This is a genomic window from Pseudoalteromonas sp. J010 (assembly GCF_003934235.1).
Lineage (GTDB): Bacteria > Pseudomonadota > Gammaproteobacteria > Enterobacterales > Alteromonadaceae > Pseudoalteromonas > Pseudoalteromonas peptidolytica.
Genome location: NZ_RDBW01000029.1, coordinates 55,060 through 72,773, shown reverse-complemented (window position 1 = coordinate 72,773; position 17,714 = coordinate 55,060). Strand labels below are relative to the sequence as shown.

The 17,714-nt window shown below is 41.0% G+C and carries 19 protein-coding genes; 11 read left to right on the top strand and 8 right to left on the bottom strand.

The window, feature by feature from the left end; all coding sequences use genetic code 11:
- Nucleotides 1-61: 61 nt before the first annotated feature.
- Entirely contained in the window at nucleotides 62-2,380 is a 2,319-nt protein-coding gene (gene arcB / locus EAG18_RS15565; protein WP_125253299.1) for an aerobic respiration two-component sensor histidine kinase ArcB, read from the top strand.
- Nucleotides 2,381-2,389: 9 nt separating this feature from the next.
- Here the strand turns inward: arcB and arcA are convergent, their stop codons facing one another.
- The 5 genes from arcA to trmB form a co-directional block, all read right to left on the bottom strand.
- On the bottom strand, nucleotides 2,390-3,109 hold the full coding sequence (gene arcA, locus EAG18_RS15560; protein WP_125253298.1) for a two-component system response regulator ArcA: 720 nt from the start codon (nucleotides 3,107-3,109) through the stop codon (nucleotides 2,390-2,392).
- A 107-nt stretch (nucleotides 3,110-3,216) separates the two neighbouring features.
- Nucleotides 3,217-3,738: a YfiR family protein gene (locus tag EAG18_RS15555; RefSeq protein WP_125253297.1), complete on the bottom strand. Its 522-nt coding sequence runs from the start codon at nucleotides 3,736-3,738 to the stop codon at nucleotides 3,217-3,219.
- Nucleotides 3,735-5,357 carry a HAMP domain-containing sensor histidine kinase gene (locus EAG18_RS15550; protein ID WP_125253296.1) on the bottom strand — a complete coding sequence of 541 codons (1,623 nt, stop codon included), beginning with the start codon at nucleotides 5,355-5,357 and terminating at the stop codon, nucleotides 3,735-3,737. Before EAG18_RS15550 ends, EAG18_RS15555 begins: the two co-directional genes overlap by 4 nt.
- A 165-nt stretch (nucleotides 5,358-5,522) precedes the next feature.
- Nucleotides 5,523-6,551: a methyltransferase gene (locus EAG18_RS15545; RefSeq protein ID WP_125253295.1), complete on the bottom strand. Its 1,029-nt coding sequence runs from the start codon at nucleotides 6,549-6,551 to the stop codon at nucleotides 5,523-5,525.
- A 73-nt stretch (nucleotides 6,552-6,624) separates the two neighbouring features.
- Nucleotides 6,625-7,350, bottom strand: coding sequence for a tRNA (guanosine(46)-N7)-methyltransferase TrmB (gene trmB, locus EAG18_RS15540; RefSeq protein WP_125253294.1), 726 nt, complete (start codon nucleotides 7,348-7,350; stop codon nucleotides 6,625-6,627).
- A 144-nt stretch (nucleotides 7,351-7,494) separates the two neighbouring features.
- Here trmB and mutY point away from each other — a divergent pair, with 144 nt between their 5' ends.
- Nucleotides 7,495-8,556, top strand: coding sequence for an A/G-specific adenine glycosylase (gene mutY, locus EAG18_RS15535; RefSeq protein WP_125253293.1), 1,062 nt, complete (start codon nucleotides 7,495-7,497; stop codon nucleotides 8,554-8,556).
- Between the two features lie 64 nt (nucleotides 8,557-8,620).
- Entirely contained in the window at nucleotides 8,621-8,893 is a 273-nt protein-coding gene (locus EAG18_RS15530) for an oxidative damage protection protein (protein ID WP_125253292.1), read from the top strand.
- Between the two features lie 59 nt (nucleotides 8,894-8,952).
- Here the strand turns inward: EAG18_RS15530 and ispB are convergent, their stop codons facing one another.
- On the bottom strand, nucleotides 8,953-9,924 hold the full coding sequence (gene ispB, locus EAG18_RS15525) for an octaprenyl diphosphate synthase (RefSeq protein ID WP_125253291.1): 972 nt from the start codon (nucleotides 9,922-9,924) through the stop codon (nucleotides 8,953-8,955).
- A 418-nt stretch (nucleotides 9,925-10,342) separates the two neighbouring features.
- Between ispB and rplU the strand changes: the two genes are divergently transcribed.
- From rplU to glsB, 7 genes are all read left to right on the top strand, one after another.
- The gene (gene rplU / locus EAG18_RS15520; RefSeq protein ID WP_125253290.1) at nucleotides 10,343-10,654 is read left to right on the top strand and encodes a 50S ribosomal protein L21; all 312 of its coding nucleotides are present in this window, start codon (nucleotides 10,343-10,345) and stop codon (nucleotides 10,652-10,654) included.
- A gap of 20 nt (nucleotides 10,655-10,674) precedes the next feature.
- Nucleotides 10,675-10,932: a 50S ribosomal protein L27 gene (gene rpmA / locus EAG18_RS15515; protein ID WP_125253289.1), complete on the top strand. Its 258-nt coding sequence runs from the start codon at nucleotides 10,675-10,677 to the stop codon at nucleotides 10,930-10,932.
- Nucleotides 10,933-11,101: 169 nt separating this feature from the next.
- Complete coding sequence (cgtA, locus tag EAG18_RS15510; RefSeq protein ID WP_125253288.1) at nucleotides 11,102-12,259, top strand: Obg family GTPase CgtA; 1,158 nt, start codon at nucleotides 11,102-11,104, stop codon at nucleotides 12,257-12,259.
- Between the two features lie 154 nt (nucleotides 12,260-12,413).
- The gene (gene folA / locus EAG18_RS15505; RefSeq protein WP_343327581.1) at nucleotides 12,414-12,905 is read left to right on the top strand and encodes a type 3 dihydrofolate reductase; all 492 of its coding nucleotides are present in this window, start codon (nucleotides 12,414-12,416) and stop codon (nucleotides 12,903-12,905) included.
- A gap of 79 nt (nucleotides 12,906-12,984) precedes the next feature.
- Nucleotides 12,985-13,356: a DUF3718 domain-containing protein gene (locus tag EAG18_RS15500; protein ID WP_125253286.1), complete on the top strand. Its 372-nt coding sequence runs from the start codon at nucleotides 12,985-12,987 to the stop codon at nucleotides 13,354-13,356.
- A gap of 526 nt (nucleotides 13,357-13,882) precedes the next feature.
- Nucleotides 13,883-14,239: a ribosome-associated translation inhibitor RaiA gene (raiA, locus tag EAG18_RS15495; protein WP_125253285.1), complete on the top strand. Its 357-nt coding sequence runs from the start codon at nucleotides 13,883-13,885 to the stop codon at nucleotides 14,237-14,239.
- 81 nt (nucleotides 14,240-14,320) lie between these two features.
- The gene (gene glsB, locus EAG18_RS15490) at nucleotides 14,321-15,238 is read left to right on the top strand and encodes a glutaminase B (protein ID WP_125253284.1); all 918 of its coding nucleotides are present in this window, start codon (nucleotides 14,321-14,323) and stop codon (nucleotides 15,236-15,238) included.
- A gap of 104 nt (nucleotides 15,239-15,342) precedes the next feature.
- Here glsB and EAG18_RS15485 read toward each other — a convergent pair whose 3' ends face one another.
- Entirely contained in the window at nucleotides 15,343-16,647 is a 1,305-nt protein-coding gene (locus tag EAG18_RS15485) for an inosine/guanosine kinase (protein ID WP_125253283.1), read from the bottom strand.
- A gap of 260 nt (nucleotides 16,648-16,907) precedes the next feature.
- Here EAG18_RS15485 and tadA point away from each other — a divergent pair, with 260 nt between their 5' ends.
- Nucleotides 16,908-17,408 carry a tRNA adenosine(34) deaminase TadA gene (tadA, locus tag EAG18_RS15480; RefSeq protein WP_125253282.1) on the top strand — a complete coding sequence of 167 codons (501 nt, stop codon included), beginning with the start codon at nucleotides 16,908-16,910 and terminating at the stop codon, nucleotides 17,406-17,408.
- Here tadA and EAG18_RS15475 read toward each other — a convergent pair.
- Entirely contained in the window at nucleotides 17,405-17,587 is a 183-nt protein-coding gene (locus EAG18_RS15475; RefSeq protein ID WP_125253281.1) for a hypothetical protein, read from the bottom strand. The genes tadA and EAG18_RS15475 overlap by 4 nt on opposite strands.
- Nucleotides 17,588-17,714: the final 127 nt, after the last annotated feature.

The window sequence follows — 17,714 nt, the reverse complement described above, 5'->3', positions numbered from 1 at the left end:
GGCTATAAGCAGTGAAATACTCTTGTTCTGATCAGTATTTAATAAGTGGTGATGTAATAATATGGCAGAAAATTCGTTTGGCTCATGGGCTCGAATTTTATCAAATTTGGTAGAAAAGTATGGTAACAAACGTGCATTTGCAATTGCTTATGTATTTACGTTATTTGTTGCCGTGATCCTATCTTGTATGTTTTATTACGTTGCACTTGGAGTGGTGGAAATAGCTGATATATCAGCGTTACTTTTTCTAACCGCCGTCATTTCACCCGCTCTGATCATGATGTCAGTTGCCGCAATGAGAGAAGTTCAGTCTTCAAAAGCGTATCTTGAATCAGCCACACAGCAAGAAAAAATGCTGAATCAAACATTGAAGGACAATATTAATCGGCTGAATAGTGAAATCGATGAAAGGAAACTTGCCCTGCACGCAAAGCATAGGGCTATTGATGAATTAAGAAAAGAAATTGCGGAGCGCAAAAAGACGCAATTAGAGCTAGCTCAGCAAGGAATGTTATTGCGAAACATCGTCGACTCATCTCCTGATTTGTTTTACTACCGAGATGAAAATGGCGTGTTTGCCGGCTGCAATAAGATGTTTGAATTGGTAATGGGGAAGAGCAGTGAAGAGCTTATTGGCAAATCTGTAGAGCAAATTTATCCCACTCAGTATTTACCCAAAGTTTTAGAAACGGATGAACAGGTCGCAAACACCCAGCAACCGTTAACTCTCGATGTCGAATACCCAGTTAAGGGTGAACAGCGCTGGTTTGAAATGCGTAAGTTACCGTTTATTAATGATAAAGGTGAGTATATCGGCTTATTAGCATTTGGACGGGATATTACTAGCCGAAAAGAAGCGGAGCAGGCACTTGAAACTGCATATAAAGACAAAGGTAAGTTCATCGCAACGCTCAGTCATGAGCTAAGAACACCACTAAACGGTATCGTCGGTTTGACTCGCATGATGTTAGATACAGAGCTGACCGCGCAGCAGAAGAGTTGGTGTAATACAGTGTTCTCAAGTGCTGAAACGCTGGGGAATATATTTAACGACATTATAGACCTAGACAAAATTGACCGAGAGCAGCTAGACATTGCGACAGATAGTATAAACGTCTCAGACTTTATCAATGATGTTGTAAACTTTGCTGGCTTAATAGCCGAGCAGAAAGGGCTTGAGTTTACAATTAACCGCTCTGGTATTTTGGATGTATATGCTTTACTTGATCCAACTCGACTTCGCCAAGTATTGTGGAATCTAATCAATAATGCGGTGAAGTTCACGCACAGAGGTAGTGTCACGTTAGAGTGTCGACGTGAGAATCGTAGTGATGGCCCGTGGCTGTCCATTAGCGTCATTGATACTGGAATGGGAATACCCGAAGAGCAGTTAGAACGAATTTTTGAAATGTACTATAAAGCGCCCGATGCGTCTGGCAGTAATGCTATAGGCTCTGGTATAGGGTTAGCTGTGACAAAAGCATTAGTGCATGCAATGAAAGGCTCCATTTCCGTTGTTAGCTCTGAAGGTACAGGGAGCCGCTTTGATGTTGAAGTTCCACTGCAGTTATGTAGTGCACCAAAAGAACAAAGCTACGCAGGTAGAAGTCTTTACATTCTACTTGTGGAGGATGTCCCTCTAAATGCAGAAATAGCGACTAACTTACTTGAGCAGCGTGGTCATGAAGTTATCTGGGCAGAAACTGGGGAAGATGCTCTATCTTTTGTTGAAACTGAAGATGATCTAGATTTGATTTTGCTTGATATGCAGTTACCTGACATCAATGGGGATGAAGTTGCGCGCCAAATACGCCAAGAAAGTCACTTTGATCACCTACCCATTGTCGCATTAACAGCAAATGTTAGAAGCGCCGAACAGGAGCTTGAAGGGATCAGTGTACAAGGTGCTTTAGCTAAACCGATAAATACCACTAAACTTGATAAAATGTTAGCAGAGTTATTCGGTATAGAAGCACAAAAGAACAAGCAAAGCCTAGATCTTCGAGAAGCTTTGTTACAGCCGCAATATAGCGATTTAGATATAGAAACGATTTGTGACTTTGTTGAGTCAATGGGAGCCCCAGCTTTCCAAAGAAGCTGTGATTTGTTTACAAAATTAAGCCCTAAATACTGCCAAGAACTAAGAGATGCAGTAGTCGAAAATGATATTGAAGAGTACGGAGCTGTAGCTCACAAAGTGAAAGGAGCAGCAGGTTCTGTAGGTTTGAAACTCGCACAGTTGCAAGCAAAGAAAATGGAACTGGAGTCAGATGGAAAAGATGATGATACGCTATTGCTGTGGGTTTCTGAATTGGAAGCAAAAATAGAAGAAGGGCAAGAAGCCCTTCATCCATTAATTGCAAAACTCGCTGAAGACTAGCAAAAACGATTATTGAGCGTCGATTTTACCAATGAATCGGTAACCTTCACCGTGAATTGTGCTGATTAATTCAGGTGTGTTGTTATCGGTTTCAAAATGTTTACGAATACGACGAATTGTGACGTCAACTGTACGGTCATTAGCACGCAGCTCACGACCAGTCATGTGCTTAATAAGCTGCTCACGGCTAAAGATACGACCAGGCGAATCTAACATTAGACGAAGCGCTCTATATTCACCTTTAGGTAGACGCTTTGAGTCACCTGTTGGAGATGTTAAACAGCGACTGTTCTCATCTAATTCCCAACCATTAAACGTAATAACGCCGTTACTATCGATCGTAGACTCTTCTGCTGAACTGCCTGTGCGAGATATTAAGTTACGGGCACGAATAGTTAGTTCACGCGGGTTAAATGGTTTTGTGATGTAATCATCAGCACCAATCTCAAGACCAAGGATACGGTCTACATCATTGTCGCGACCTGTAAGGAAGATAAGGCCGATGTTTTTCTTCTGGCGTAACTCACGAGCCAAAATCAAACCATTTTTACCAGGAAGGTTGATATCCATGATAACAAGGTTTACATCATCATGTGATGTTAGCTTGTCGTGCATGTCGTCGCCATCAATGGCTTCAATTACCTTATAACCTTCCGCTTCAAATAAACTAACGAGGTTCAGTCGAGTTACGTCTTCATCCTCTACAATTAGAATGACTGGCGTTTGCATTATTAATTAACCTTTTCGGAATATATAATTTACAATGAGTTCGGACTTATATAATAAATCCGAATATTTACGATTATAGGAGCTTATCCAATTGTTAACAAGTAAAATCAGTTGGGATGAAACTTGGATACGGCAAGCAACCTTGAGCGTACGATGAAGTACTGTTTGTTCAGGGCTTGCTTATTAATGTACAGTCGAATTTTGCTTCCTTCTTGGACCAAAGCAGCTATCCCGCCTCTTTCTAAAAACTCAATACTTTCGCCCACGGTCAACATGTTTGACTCTATTGTATCGGTCCAAGCGGATAGTATATCATTTTCATTGGTTTCATCAATGTATGTGACGTCGCAGGCGCTGGAAAGTTCCCGGTAAGTCCATGTTTTTTTTGCCTCAATAAGAGTTATGGGTTTGCCACGAATTGACAGTTTTGTTGCATTTTTTAAATTAGATGCAGGGCCACTTTCAAGAGAATAAAAACAAAATATTAAGCTTTGTTTGGTATCCTCGTCAGGGAACTCTATAAACTTGGCCATTTGATATAAAAAAGCAGAACGTACTTGATCAGGCGTTTTTGCATGTAGAACCATAGATGCAAATAAGCATATTATGATAATACAGCAGCGCTTCATTGTACGTTTCCAGAAAGAGGGAGTGTAATAATAAACTTGGCGCCTTTTTTACACTCTTCATCTAGAGCAATTGAGCCCCCAAGCGCTTGTGTAACTAGGTTATAAACTAGGTGCATACCTAAACCGCTACCGCCCTCACCACGGCGTGTCGTTACAAAGGGGTCAAAAATTCGCTTTTTAATTGCTTTTGGAACGCCTCCTCCATTATCAAAGTACTCCAGCTTTAGATGCTCTGAGCTTGAGGTAACAGTAATATTTATAATGTTGTTTTGCTGATCTTTAAAACCATGTAGTAATGAGTTCGAAATCAACTGCTCTAATACTTGTTGTAAAGGTCCAGCTTTGCTTTCAATTTCAAGGCCCTTGTCACAGTGAATGCTGATCTCTGGTTGTTTGGTCGCAATTTCAGCTCGCAAAGAGGCGACGACTTCTGTGAGTAGATTAGAAAGTTCTATTTTCGAGTTTACTTCTAAGTCTTGGCTTACAGCAAGGCGTTTAAAGCTAGAAACGAGCTCAGCTGCACGATTTAGGTTTCGATAGATGAGATCTAAATTTTCGATACCGTCACCAATGAACCTTTCTAGTTGCTTAGAGGTGAGGGACTTGCTCTGAAATGCATCATTGATGTCTGACAATTTATCTCGTAACAGTGTCGAGCCAGTTATACCTAAACCAATTGGTGTATTTACTTCATGAGCTACTCCAGCCACCATTTGCCCCAAAGATGCCATTTTTTCGTTTTCAATGATTTGATTCTGATATTGATGCATTCGTTCAAGAGCGTTGAGCAGCTCTTGGTTAGCCTCTCTGAGTGCGATGGTGCGTTGGTTCACTTTTTCTTCAAGGCTTTGGTTTAGCTGTTTTATTTCTTGTTTGTCAGCTTTGTGGCGTTCAAGTTGGTTTTCTGTTCTGGCCAGCATTATGTTGAGGTTGTTAGCAAGTACATTTAGCTCTGCGATGTGACTGCCAGGAGCTCTGGCATTGTAATTGTGGTTTTTAGACACATCTTGAAGTAGGGTCGAAAGCCCCTCAATTGGTGTTGCAATGCGTTTTTGTATGCCTCTAGAAACTAATAAAACGAGAACCAATACAAATAAGGTGAGGGCAATATCAACCAAAATTTTCTGATTGATATAATTAGATAAGCGTTCAAGGCCACCTCGAACATATACGTAGCCTTCAATATTACCTTCGTAAATAACGGGCCTCACAAGCTCGATGTGATCTTCTGAGACTCTAGGAGTTAAGAGTTCATCAATTTGGTTTACTTTGAGAGGAACTGGAGGTGTTCTACTTGCATTATAACTTGTGAAAAACACTGGCCTATTGGTGACATCATCAATTGCATATATGTGAATATTTTTAATAATATCAACGTGCTGAAAAGATTTTAGGCGTGCATCTTCAGTTTTCCTGTCATCAAATAAAATGGTTATTTGAGAGTTGAAAGAAATGATATCAGCTATCATCTCAATTTTATTAATAATGAGTTGTCTTTGTTCCTTTACATCTAAATACGTTGAGATGGATATAGATAAAGACAAGCACAATGCGGTTACAAGCATCACTGCGCTGATCAATACTTTTCTTATGCTTGTTTTGGTTAATTGCTTACTCATTCTTATTCCAGCTGGATGATCAGCCTTAGCTGCGGCTAACAGAGTATTGGGATCCCAAACGCTCATTATAATAAAGTAGAGCAAATCTTTGAAAATGAAAAGATAAAAGGCAGGTTTCAGCGAAGGTTTACTTAATTTTCAAGTAAACCTTATAGGTTAGTAGTGTTATTGTGCTTTATATACGGCGAACTTTGTATTTTTGTTGACTGTTTCAAATTGACTAAATTGTGCTTCTAATATTGGCGGATACTTTAAGAAGCTATTAGCGACCAACTGGATAGTTGATTTTGGCTCCATAAAACGCTTAATGTTCTGCAAGAACTGTTCAGCAATTCCATAATCAGTAGAGATGCCTGTATGAAATGGTGGATTACTGAGGATTAAGTTAAACTTACCGCTTAATTCACTCAGTCCATCACTCAACAGTAAGGTTGCGTTGAGTCCGTTCAAAGCCAAGGTTTTTTGAGTCGCGTACAGCGCGAGGGCATTGACGTCTAAACAGGTGAATTTAAGAGTTGGGCTTTTTAGCAACGAGTAACAAGTTATAATTCCTGCACCACAACCAAAGTCTAGTACCTTCCCTTTATAAGGCAGAGTGATACTCTCCAGCAACAATTTTGTCCCAGCATCAAGCTTCCCGTGGTTAAATACTCCAGGTAAACTAGCGGCAGTAAACTCTGTGTCGGCGATACGTACAGTAAACTCTTGAACATACCGATCTAACTCAAAGTTTGGATTGCTGGTTAATTGGTTGAATTCGTACAAAATGCAATGTTTTGCACTTTCTAACTTGTAGCAATGCTCTGAGTGTTCTTTTAGCTGCTTCTCAGCACTTTTTACTCCGCCTTTATTGTCACCAACGACGAGCAGTCGTGTTTCGTCAGTGCTTAAATAACGAATGTTATCAAATACCATCTGCGCTTCAGGCTTTGATTTAGGGTAGTAATAAATAACGAGATCACAGTTTTGTAAAGCCGGTAACTGATGACCAACATGACTACTCACACCGGCAATATTATTTGCATGTGTATGATCTGCAAAATCAAAGCTAAAAGCATGGATCGCTGAATTGGGATTTAACGCTTTCAATTCACGTAAAAAACCATCTCGAGGATGATTGATTACCAGAATATTATTGGCAATAAGTTCTTCTTCATTTCGAAGTAATAACAAGCTGGGGTTGGTAAATTGCAACGCTAACTCCTAGATAAAGCTGTGAGTGCTGTATTGAGAGAAATGAAAGGAGCGGAAATACGCTCCACAATAATTAATCGATACGTTCAAACATCAAGTCCCAAACACCATGCCCTAAGCGGTGACCACGTTGCTCGAATTTGGTCAGAGGTCTAAAGTCTGGGCGAGGAACATAGTCATTGCTTTGCGACTGATTTTTATAACCGGGTGCCGCACTCATCACTTCAAGCATGTGCTCTGCGTAGTTTTCCCAGTCAGTTGCCATATGGAACACGCCACCAACTTTTAATTTTTGACGAATTTTCTCAGCAAACTCAAGTTGGACAATACGGCGTTTGTGGTGGCGTTTTTTATGCCACGGATCAGGGAAGAATAGCTGTAGTTTAGCAAGGCTGCCATCGGCAATACAGTCAGCGAGAATTTCGACAGCATCATGTTCAAATACACGTAAGTTTTTGATGTCCTGCTCATCTGCATCCATCAAGCACGCGCCAACACCTGGACGATGGACTTCAATACCAATAAAGTTTTGCTGAGGGTTATTTTTAGCCATTTCGACTAGTGATTTACCCATACCAAAGCCAATTTCCAGAACGACTTCATTGTTATTTCCAAACACCTCAGTAAAGTCAAGCAAGCCTTGTGTATGCTCTAACCCCATACTCGGCCAACATTTTTCCAATGCAGCTGCCTGGCCTTTAGTTAGACGTCCTTCACGCTTAACAAAGCTACGCACTTTTCTGATGTACTTGCCTTCTTCCTGCGCTTGTTCGAGCGCACTTTTGCTTGATTCGTTCATGGTCATTTCTATGCTGGTGAAAATGGTCGCACATTATCGTCATTCAGTTGGCAATAAACAAGTATAGAGTGAAATTTTACGTGGTGACTATTAAAGCAATTGTGATTACACTGGCGGCTTTTGTAGCAAGTACTAGTCAGGTTTATGAACGTTAGCCAGCAACAAGCTAAGTGGTTTGGTGAGCAAGTTGTGTCTTGGTATCACCTTCATGGTAGAAAAACACTGCCGTGGCAACTCGGAAAAACACCGTATAAAGTATGGATTTCTGAGGTGATGTTACAGCAGACTCAAGTAACTACGGTTATTCCCTATTTTGAGCGCTTTATGGCGCGCTTCCCAACGGTAATTGAACTGGCTGATGCGCCAGAAGATGAAGTGCTACACCATTGGACTGGTTTAGGTTATTACGCTCGCGCGAGAAACCTTCACAAAGCCGCCAAAGTGATCAGAGATAAATACCATGGCAAATTTCCAGAAACATTAGAAGCCGTTATAGATTTGCCAGGAATAGGTCGCACAACAGCTGGCGCAATACTCTCCCTTGCGCTTGGTCAGCACCATCCAATACTCGATGGTAATGTAAAGCGAGTACTAGCTAGGTTTTATATGGTTGAAGGTTGGTACGGAGTAAAAAAAGTCGAAAACCAATTGTGGTCTTTGAGTGATGCTGTCACACCAAGTGGTGATGTAAGAGCGTTTAATCAGGCTATGATGGATTTAGGATCCGGCGTGTGTACAAGAAGCAAGCCAAACTGTGATGTTTGCCCGTTAGTTGAAGAGTGCTCAGCGTTCAAAAATAATCGGGTGAAAGAGTTTCCAAATCCTAAACCCAAAAAAGACAAGCCAAAAAAGCGTGCTCATCACCTCATTATTAAATGCGGTGAAAAGGTACTGATGGAAAAACGCCCTTCAACTGGGATCTGGGGAGGCTTATTTGGGTTCTTTGAATTCTCAGAGTCTGCTGAGGTTAATACTTTTATCGCCCAGCAAGACATAGTTGCGGCTAGCATTAATACCTTAGAGCCCTTTGTGCATATTTTTACGCATTTTGAATTAACCATCACGCCAGTTGTTATCGAAGTGACTCACCCAACAGATTGTGTGCATGATCATCAGTTATTGTGGTTTGACCTTCATAATCCTCCAGAAGTCGGGTTAGCGGCACCGACTAAAAAGTTGGTTAAAGTCTTAGCTGCAATAGGGTAAACTGAAGACATCAGCTGTGTCACAAATTGAAAGTGCACAAATAAAATTGAAGAGGTAGAAACTTATGGCTCGTACCGTATTTTGTCAAAAGTTACAAAAAGAGGCGCCAGGATTGGACTTCCAACTTTATCCAGGTGAGGTTGGAGAGCGTATTTTTAATAATATCTCCAAAGAAGCATGGCAACAATGGCAGCACAAGCAGACCATGCTTATCAATGAAAAACACTTAAATATGATGGATCCTGAGCACAGACAGCTACTTGAAGAGCAGATGGTTGGCTTTTTGTTTGAAAATAAAGACGTTGAAATTGAAGGCTATAGGCCTCCAGAGAAGTAAAAAGTAAAAAGGTCGCTTATGCGACCTTTTTACTAATCGGTTTTGTCTTTAACAGTGAATTAGTACTCTCTGTCTACTGATAGCTTTGCTAGCGCAACAAGCGCTTCTTTATGGTCTGAATCAGGCAGCACATCAAGTTGTTCTATTGCTTTACGCGCCTCTTCTTGTGCTTTTTCCATAGTAAAATCGAGCGCTTTTGTCTCTGCTAGAGTGGCTAATATTTCTTCGAGGTGCTCAAGCCCATTACCGCTTTCGATTGCTGTGCGAATTTGCGCAGTTTGCTGCTCATTCGCATGCTTCATAGCATAAATTAACGGCAGCGTCGGCTTTCCTTCAGCAAGGTCATCACCGATATTTTTACCCAAAAGCTCTGCGTTAGCACTGTAATCAAGAATGTCATCTACAAGCTGAAAGGCGGTGCCTAGGTGCATGCCGTATAGCTTGAGCGCTGTTTTTATCTCATCGGATTGTTCTAATACAACGGCTGGCAASAGGGTTGCTGCTTCAAAGAGTTTTGCGGTTTTGCTGTAAATAACCTGCATGTAACTCTGCTCGCTGGTATCTGGGTCATTACAGTTCATAAGCTGTAACACTTCCCCTTCGGCGATTATATTAGTAGCATCAGCAAGGATCTGCATCACCTCCATATTGCCAAGGCCAACCATAAGCTGAAATGAGCGGGTGTAGATAAAGTCACCGACTAAGACACTGGCAGCATTACCAAACTCGGCATTCGCGGTAGGCTCTCCACGGCGCAACGCCGATTCATCAACTACGTCATCATGGAGTAAGGTTGCCGTGTGTATGAACTCGACAATTGTCGCCAATGTGATGTGTTTATCACCTTCATAACCTAATGCTCTGGCGGCCAAAAGGGCTAACATCGGACGGATGCGCTTACCTCCGCTGTTCACAATGTATAAACCTAACTGCTTTACAAGCGCAACATCAGATTGCATTTGTTCATGTATAAGTTGGTTGACGCCAAGCATATCTTGCTCAACCAAATTTTGGATAGTTTTTATATCCATTGTGCTCCGAGCCAATCTATTAACCGAAAATGAATAAACGTAGCGATTGTACTACAAAAAAACCACCGACTCGATAAATTGTCGTAGTTGCTTATAAAAAAACGTTTTTATGCTTAATTTTTGTTCTTTTTATCACTCAAAGAAGATACCTCTTTTGGTGTGGAATTTATCCAGAGTATCAGTTTTAGGTAATTGAAATGACCATACGTTAGGAAGGTAGTTCGGATAAAAAATAGCTTGGCTTTGACATTTTTTTGACTAGAATAGGGGAAAATATTTGATTGCCCTCATGCGAGCTAAATTTTATTCACTTTCTTCAAATTTACACTTGCGCCAAGATACGCATTAGCGTAAACTTCGCGCCCTATTGAAGAATATTAAGTTGCGTCGATTTGAGGGCGCACAGACGGAGTTAATTATGTACGCGGTTTTCCAAAGTGGTGGTAAACAGCACCGTGTGACTGAAGGTCAAACTATTCGTTTAGAAAAGCTAAACGTTGAAACTGGTGCAGCAGTTGAATTTGATTCAGTACTTCTAATTGCTGATGGTGAAAAGATCGAGATCGGTGCGCCGTTCGTTAACGGTGGTAAAGTAACAGCTGAAGTTGTTTCTCACGGTCGTGGCGAGAAGATTAAGATTGTTAAGTTTAGACGTCGTAAGCATTCTCGTAAGCAGATGGGCCACCGTCAGTGGTTCACTGAAGTTAAAATCACTGGCATTAGCGCTTAATTTTTTAGAGGTACAGATAGATGGCACATAAGAAGGCAGCTGGTAGTACTCGTAACGGTCGCGATTCAGAAAGTAAACGCTTAGGTGTTAAACGTTTTGGTGGCGAGTCAGTTTTAGCGGGTAACATCATCGTTCGTCAACGTGGTACACGTTTCCACGCTGGTACTAACGCAGGTATCGGTAAAGACCACACAATCTTCGCAAAAGCAGACGGTAAAGTTGTTTTTGAGCAGAAAGGTCCTTTAAACCGTAAATACGTTAGCATCGTAGCTGAGTAATCGGTATTAAATACTAAAAACCCCGCTTAGGCGGGGTTTTTTGTTTTTAGTGCATTAATTACCAAATTTAGCTATATCAAGTTGTATTAATACAATTGATATTAGGAGCGACTTGTCGCTACTGCTATAATAGCGAAGAGAATTCAGACAGAGTTAAAGAGTTTAAACCATGAAGTTTGTCGATGAAGTAGAAATTAGAGCGGAAGCCGGAGATGGGGGCAGTGGTGTCGTTTCATTCCGCCGCGAAAAGTTTGTGCCAGATGGCGGCCCAGACGGAGGTGATGGCGGTGATGGCGGGAGTGTATTCCTTGAGGCTGATGAAAACTTAAATACGCTTATCGACTATCAGTTTGAACGCTTTCACCGAGCTGAGCGCGGCACTAACGGTCAAGGCAGAAATTGCACCGGTAAGAAGGGTCAAGACTTGGTACTCAAAGTACCGGTCGGTACTCGTGTTACTGATGTTGATACCGAAGAATGTCTTGGCGATTTAACTAAGCATGGACAAAAGTTAATTGTTGCCAAAGGTGGTTTTCATGGCCTTGGAAATACGCGATTTAAGTCCAGTACAAACCGTGCACCAAGACAGAAGACATTGGGTACCGCAGGGGAAGTTCGTAATCTACGTCTAGAGCTTATGCTTTTGGCTGATGTTGGCCTATTAGGTCTGCCTAACGCCGGCAAATCGACATTTATTCGTAGTGTTTCAGCTGCAAAGCCTAAAGTAGCAGATTACCCGTTTACCACGCTTGTGCCTAATTTAGGTGTTGTTCGCCCAGAAGCGAGTAAGTCGTTTGTAATTGCAGATATTCCGGGATTGATTGAAGGTGCAGCTGATGGTGCTGGTCTTGGTATTCGATTCTTAAAGCATTTAGAGCGCTGTCGAGTGTTATTGCACATTATTGATGTGATGCCAGTAGATGGTAGTGATCCGATTGAAAATGGCTTTGCAATCATTAACGAACTACATCAATACAGCCCTAAATTGGCAGAAAAGCCACGCTGGCTAGTGTTGAATAAAGTTGATTTATTGCTTGAGGAAGAAAGAGAAGAAGTTTGCTCGCGTATTGCACACGAGCTAGACGCAGAAAACTTTTACATGATCTCCGCAGCAAATAAGCTTAATACGCAACCTTTATGCTTTGATATTATGAATTTGCTTGAAAGCATGCCAAAAGACAAGTTTGAGGAAGAGCAGCAAGAAGAAGTTGAGTTTAAGTGGGATACCTATCACAGGCATGCAACTAAAAACGACAACAATGACGATGATGATTGGGATGACTGGGACGACGATGACTATGATGTAGAAGTCATCTACGAGCGTTAGTTATATAGCTCCAACTCTCATTGATTAGTTTGAAAGGCCCATTCAGGGCCTTTTTGCTATTTCTTTTTCCATTTTCTGTATCATGATTGTTATACTGTTCGTAATACCAAATAGCGTTTCAAAAACTAATACTAAAATACTAATAAGGTACATTGTGGTAATTTCAATGATAGCAGCAATGGCAAACAATCGTGTCATCGGAAAAGATAACGATATGCCTTGGCATCTACCTGCTGATCTTCAGCACTTTAAAAAAATCACTCTAGGGAAACCGGTGATCATGGGACGAAAAACATTTGAGTCCATTGGTAGGCCTTTACCTGGTAGAAGAAATATCGTTATTTCACGAAATAGTGACTACACACATGAAGGTATAGAAGTAGTTTCTACTCCTGAGGCTGCGTTAAAAGTAGTCTCTAATTATGAAGAAATTATGATAATTGGTGGTGGTCATATTTATGACATATTTTTACCGTATGCTCAGCGTCTCTATTTGACCTTTATCGACCTTGATGTAGAGGGGGATACGCAGTTTCCTGATTACAAAAAGTTTGGAGAGTGGCGCGAGGTCGAAACAGAGTGTAACGAACCTGACGAGCGTAATAACCATAGTTATAAATTCGTAACTCTACACAAAAAACTATGAGTTTCTTGCTAACAATTGTTTAGGTTGCTAAAATATAGTCAGTTATATGCTACGAACAAAGTATTAAAGGGTCTGTGTAATGAAATTAACTACCGTGCTACTGTCAGTATCTATTGCTGTTGCAGCTTTTTCTTTTAGCAAACCAGCAAGTGCAAACGATCAGTTGGCGCTCTCTCTATGTGAATATATTGCTGCTGATGACAAAAACCGTATTCGTAAGGCGCTAAAAACTGCTCGTCTTAAAATGCGTAATATTTATGATGGTGTTCAGTGTAACGGTAATAATCTACTAAGACATGCTATCGCTAGCAATGCGAGTGATGCTGGTGAGTACATTGTTAAAAGTATTCCTAAAAGTGCATTAGAAGATGGCAAAGACCTAGCGTGGGCAGAGGCAAACCATGGTGGTTCACCTCTAATTGCAGTTATCAAAGAGCGTGCGGGCCTTTAATTCAAAAAACATATGATAAAAAGCCCTTAATTGGGCTTTTTTTATACCTAACTAATTCATACACCGCTATGTACCTCACCTAATACCAATTTGTCTTAATACTTGCTCAATTTGAAGAACTAAATCTGACGCTAACAGCGTTAAAAATTTCTTATTTAGAATAACTAAATAGCAAAATTTTTGTCTTGCCTATATGGATGTAGGTACCTTAGCGGTAGCAGGACGCGGTAGCGGAGTTATCGACAAGCTTTTCTCGCTTTAAAGTAGTTCGTTTAATTAAGATAATTGGTATTAAGCCAAGCTGAAGAATAATGAGTAATCCTACTTTTTAGTCACGGCTCAAGCCTATTAGGGCACTAGGCAAGCCGTGCCAGAGTCTTGGCTAATAAAATATTTTATTATAACTTCTTTTGATAAGAATCAGTTTCCTTCCAATTTTTGTAATAAATTTCTGTTAAGGCTCTTGAGAAATAACACAATCGTGCCAATACTATTGTTAAGGGTAAACGCAAAAGAAGGATTGCATATGAAGATTAATTTGTCTGGCCATCACGTAGATGTAACCGATGCTGTTAAAAACCACGTTCATGAAAAGTTTGCCAAGATTGCTAACCACTTTCCATCGTTGTTATCCCTTGACATCATCGTCAGTAAAGAACACAAACAATTTTATACGGAGATAAGTACGAACTACGCAGGAAGCCGAATATCGGTAAAAGGCGAAGATGAAGTAATGTATCCAGCAATAGCTAAAGCCTCTAAAAAGTTGGATTCAGCTTTAAAACATCGTAAGGGTCAGCTCAAAGCAAATAAACACCAAAAGCCAGTGAGTACCACCCCTCCTATCGCGCATGAGATCATTCAAGAAATGGAACTTAAGTAAAATTCAGATTATCCACAAGGCCCCTCGGGGCCTTTTTTGATACAATCCCACTAATCGTCGTATGTGTAAATCTTAGAATCTATGTCAAATYATCAAGATATTTTAGAGCAGGCTGTCCAGCGTGTTAAGCCGTTACTACGTCAAGGTAAAGTAGCAAACTATATACCCGCATTGGCTCAGCAGCCGCTTGAGCAGTTTTCTGTTGCTTTACACACTATTGATGGTGAAACATATAGTGCAGGTGATGTCACTGCGAGATTTACAATACAGTCAGTTTCTAAAGTGATGACTCTGACTTTGGCATTACAACGTTATGGTGATGAACTTTGGCAGCGAGTTGGAAAAGAGCCTTCAGGCACTGCATTTAATTCTTTAACTCAGCTTGAGTTTGAAAATGGGATCCCCAGAAATCCGTTTATAAATGCAGGTGCTATTGTTACTTGTGACGCACTCTACTCTCGGTTATCCGCACCGATCCACACGATGTTGGAGAGCTATAGAGCAATGTCAGGTAACAATAAATTATGCATTAATAAGGTTGTTGCCCAGTCCGAGTACGATCATCGCTATCGCAATGCGGCTATGGCTTATTTAATGAAATCGTTTGGTAACTTTAATAATGAAGTAGAAGATGTGCTGTGGTCGTATTTTAACTTCTGTGCGATTGAAATGAATACGACAGAGCTAGCAAGGTCATTTTCATACCTTTCCAACCAAGGGGAATGCAGCATATCAGGACAACACATACTTTCAAAAAAACAAACTAAGCAAATGAATTCTCTACTATTCACAAGCGGCCTTTATGATGCTGCAGGTGACTTTGGCTATCGAGTTGGCATGCCGGGTAAATCAGGTGTAGGAGGAGCAATAATAGCAATAGTGCCTAATCGCTTTACTATCTCAGTATGGTCGCCTGGTTTAGATAAAGTTGGTAACTCATTAGCTGGGATTGCTGCACTTGAATATTTATCCAATGAACTTGGCACTGCAATTTTTTAAGTCGCTAAAGTAAAAAATAAAGCTTCAAATAATCATATTTTGCTAGCTACCAATCTAAGCCAAAATAAAAATAGCGACCTGAGTCGCCATTTTTATTTTGAGAGTTACTGTTCCCAGTACGATTGTTCTAGTGAATCTTCTCGCTCGGGAAGTCCTCTGGATAGCCTTGGTGAATGCTGAACCAAAACCTCATAACTTGCTCTGTTAGCGTATTTACTGATCTGTGCAAGGGATGAGTAGGTAATCGCGCTTTGTTCATGCTTTGCTGAGTTTGGTACATTTAATTTATGATATTCGTTAGCACAAATATCATGCAATACTGCGGCAAGTGCACAATCGCCAGCACCATTAGTGTTCTTGATAATGTCCGGCCCACCCATGTATGGTGCCGTATGGCTGTATGCCTTAATAGGCTGTTGGCATAGTGACTTTTTCATTGCGCGAGAAAATTCGTAACGATTAAACTCTGGAATTGCGCCTGGCAGAAGTGGGTACTCAGTTTCTCGTTTACAGCTATCATCGACGTAACCTGCCATAAACAATCCTTTAGGGCCTGCTGTACAAATGACAAGATCAACCCAATCTAGTGCTTTATCAGCAGCAAGGAGCGGATCGCTATGCCCTGTAATCGCTTCGCCTTCTTCTTCGTTCATTGCCAAAATGTCGACATGTTTCGCTACAAAATCAGCCCACCAAACAGGATCTTGTTCAATTAAAAATTTAGTTCCTAAGGTGAGTACTACTGGAACTCCTGCTTTGTTTGCATACTCAACCGCTTGCATGGTGGCTTGAGTCATTGTTTCATCGCCACTGGTGCGCATCAAATAAGCGCTGATCACTAACGCTGATGATTCTTGGATAAGCGTTTGGCAGATAGATTCTGGACGTAGATGATTCATCAGTCCTGCGCTGATAGCAAAAGTACGCTCGCCACTGTCATCGATCAGTGTAAAACAGCGACCTATAGGCCCATCTACTGGTTGTAGGTAGTCCAAGTCTACTCGGCTTGAGGTGTTACATAAAAATTTATAGGCGTAGCTACCAATTTTAATGTTTTCACTCATAACCCCAAGCAAAACAGAACGGTCGTCCGCTAAAACTGAATAGTTGTGCATGGTATTACCAATGGTACCGCCAGCAAATTCATAGTCGATCATGTCATCACGTTTTAGCCTATCGTATAGGGCGTTGGTGACATCATTGTCTATCACTTGTGACATACCGCGCTGTAAGTGGAACTCATCAAGAAATGCTTGATCCACTTTGGCCTCAATATCAACGACGATTTGGTCTATACCGCAGATATAGCTCCTTTTTAGCCGATCATCAGCGTGTAACTGGTTAATAAGCGGATCTTTATCTTCCACCGGAAAATAGTGTTTATGCCTACGGCGTCCCGGAAATTTCATATTCTACCCGTGTGTTTTTGAGCTTACGAAATAAAAAAAGCGGCGAATTATAGCGTAAATCCTACCCTATGAGCCACGGCAAAATTGCGAAAATTACTAATAAACTCCGTAAAATATTAAAAAAATGTTGGTAACATCTTGAGTTTGCTTATAAAAGCAGCTTTATCTATGACTAAGTTTATTTAAGAATAGCAGCTTAACCGTGCCAACGCTGAAGGTGGTATACTCTGATTTTAAGTGAATAGACGGTTAGGCAAATCATGTCAGAAGTAAAAGACGATGAATATTGGATGCAGTTAGCGCTTAAATATGCAGACAAAGCTGAAGCGGAAAATGAAATCCCCGTGGGGGCGGTAGTGGTGAAAGAGGGGAAAATGATAGCTGCTGGCTGGAATCGTTCCATCACCTGCCATGATGCTTCTGCACATGCTGAAATGGTGGCTATTCGAGAAGCAGGTAAAGTCATCGAAAACTACCGACTTATTGATTGTACGTTATACGTGACACTTGAACCTTGTCCTATGTGTGCAGGTTTGCTTGTTCATAGCCGTTTAAAGCGAGTTGTGTTTGGTGCCCCGGATGCGAAAACCGGCGCTGCGGGTTCAATTATGAATTTATTACAGCATGAGAAACTGAATCACCAAATAGAGGTGACATCTGGGGTGCTAGCAGAGGTGTGTGGAAACAAGCTGTCTGCTTTTTTTAAGCGCAGACGAAAAGAGATTAAGGCTGCAAAGAAGTTGAGACAAGGTAGTACTTAGGGTTGTACTACCGTCGATGCTGTACTTGTTTCTCTTTGTTCTTCCATTTGAATAAGAGCAAAAATACGATGGCGAAGCAGCATTTTTCTGTGTGCATTTTTCATCATTACACGACGGCGATTTGGTGACGTGTACTTGGTATTGCGTTTAAACTGATGATTCCGACGTCTTCTCAACATAGAACCTCCGAATGTGAGAGATTAAATGGGGCTATTCCCCAACAGTAATTAGTATTAATACGTGATGTCTGTGACAGATTTATGACCGCTTAGTGCATTTATCAAGCCACAACAGTAATTATTAGTC

What these genes read in the sequence shown, in the direction of transcription:
- tadA (WP_125253282.1), top strand. Translation starts at nt 16,908, where the DNA reads ATGTCAGAAGTAAAAGACGATGAATATTGGATGCAGTTAGCGCTTAAA.
- rpmA (WP_125253289.1), top strand. Translation starts at nt 10,675, where the DNA reads ATGGCACATAAGAAGGCAGCTGGTAGTACTCGTAACGGTCGCGATTCA.
- EAG18_RS15485 (WP_125253283.1), bottom strand. Translation starts at nt 16,647, where the DNA reads ATGAAATTTCCGGGACGCCGTAGGCATAAACACTATTTTCCGGTGGAA.
- EAG18_RS15555 (WP_125253297.1), bottom strand. Translation starts at nt 3,738, where the DNA reads ATGAAGCGCTGCTGTATTATCATAATATGCTTATTTGCATCTATGGTT.
- EAG18_RS15530 (WP_125253292.1), top strand. Translation starts at nt 8,621, where the DNA reads ATGGCTCGTACCGTATTTTGTCAAAAGTTACAAAAAGAGGCGCCAGGA.
- EAG18_RS15475 (WP_125253281.1), bottom strand. Translation starts at nt 17,587, where the DNA reads ATGTTGAGAAGACGTCGGAATCATCAGTTTAAACGCAATACCAAGTAC.
- EAG18_RS15550 (WP_125253296.1), bottom strand. Translation starts at nt 5,357, where the DNA reads ATGAGTAAGCAATTAACCAAAACAAGCATAAGAAAAGTATTGATCAGC.
- raiA (WP_125253285.1), top strand. Translation starts at nt 13,883, where the DNA reads ATGAAGATTAATTTGTCTGGCCATCACGTAGATGTAACCGATGCTGTT.
- trmB (WP_125253294.1), bottom strand. Translation starts at nt 7,350, where the DNA reads ATGAACGAATCAAGCAAAAGTGCGCTCGAACAAGCGCAGGAAGAAGGC.
- rplU (WP_125253290.1), top strand. Translation starts at nt 10,343, where the DNA reads ATGTACGCGGTTTTCCAAAGTGGTGGTAAACAGCACCGTGTGACTGAA.
- cgtA (WP_125253288.1), top strand. Translation starts at nt 11,102, where the DNA reads ATGAAGTTTGTCGATGAAGTAGAAATTAGAGCGGAAGCCGGAGATGGG.
- arcB (WP_125253299.1), top strand. Translation starts at nt 62, where the DNA reads ATGGCAGAAAATTCGTTTGGCTCATGGGCTCGAATTTTATCAAATTTG.
- mutY (WP_125253293.1), top strand. Translation starts at nt 7,495, where the DNA reads ATGAACGTTAGCCAGCAACAAGCTAAGTGGTTTGGTGAGCAAGTTGTG.
- EAG18_RS15500 (WP_125253286.1), top strand. Translation starts at nt 12,985, where the DNA reads ATGAAATTAACTACCGTGCTACTGTCAGTATCTATTGCTGTTGCAGCT.
- arcA (WP_125253298.1), bottom strand. Translation starts at nt 3,109, where the DNA reads ATGCAAACGCCAGTCATTCTAATTGTAGAGGATGAAGACGTAACTCGA.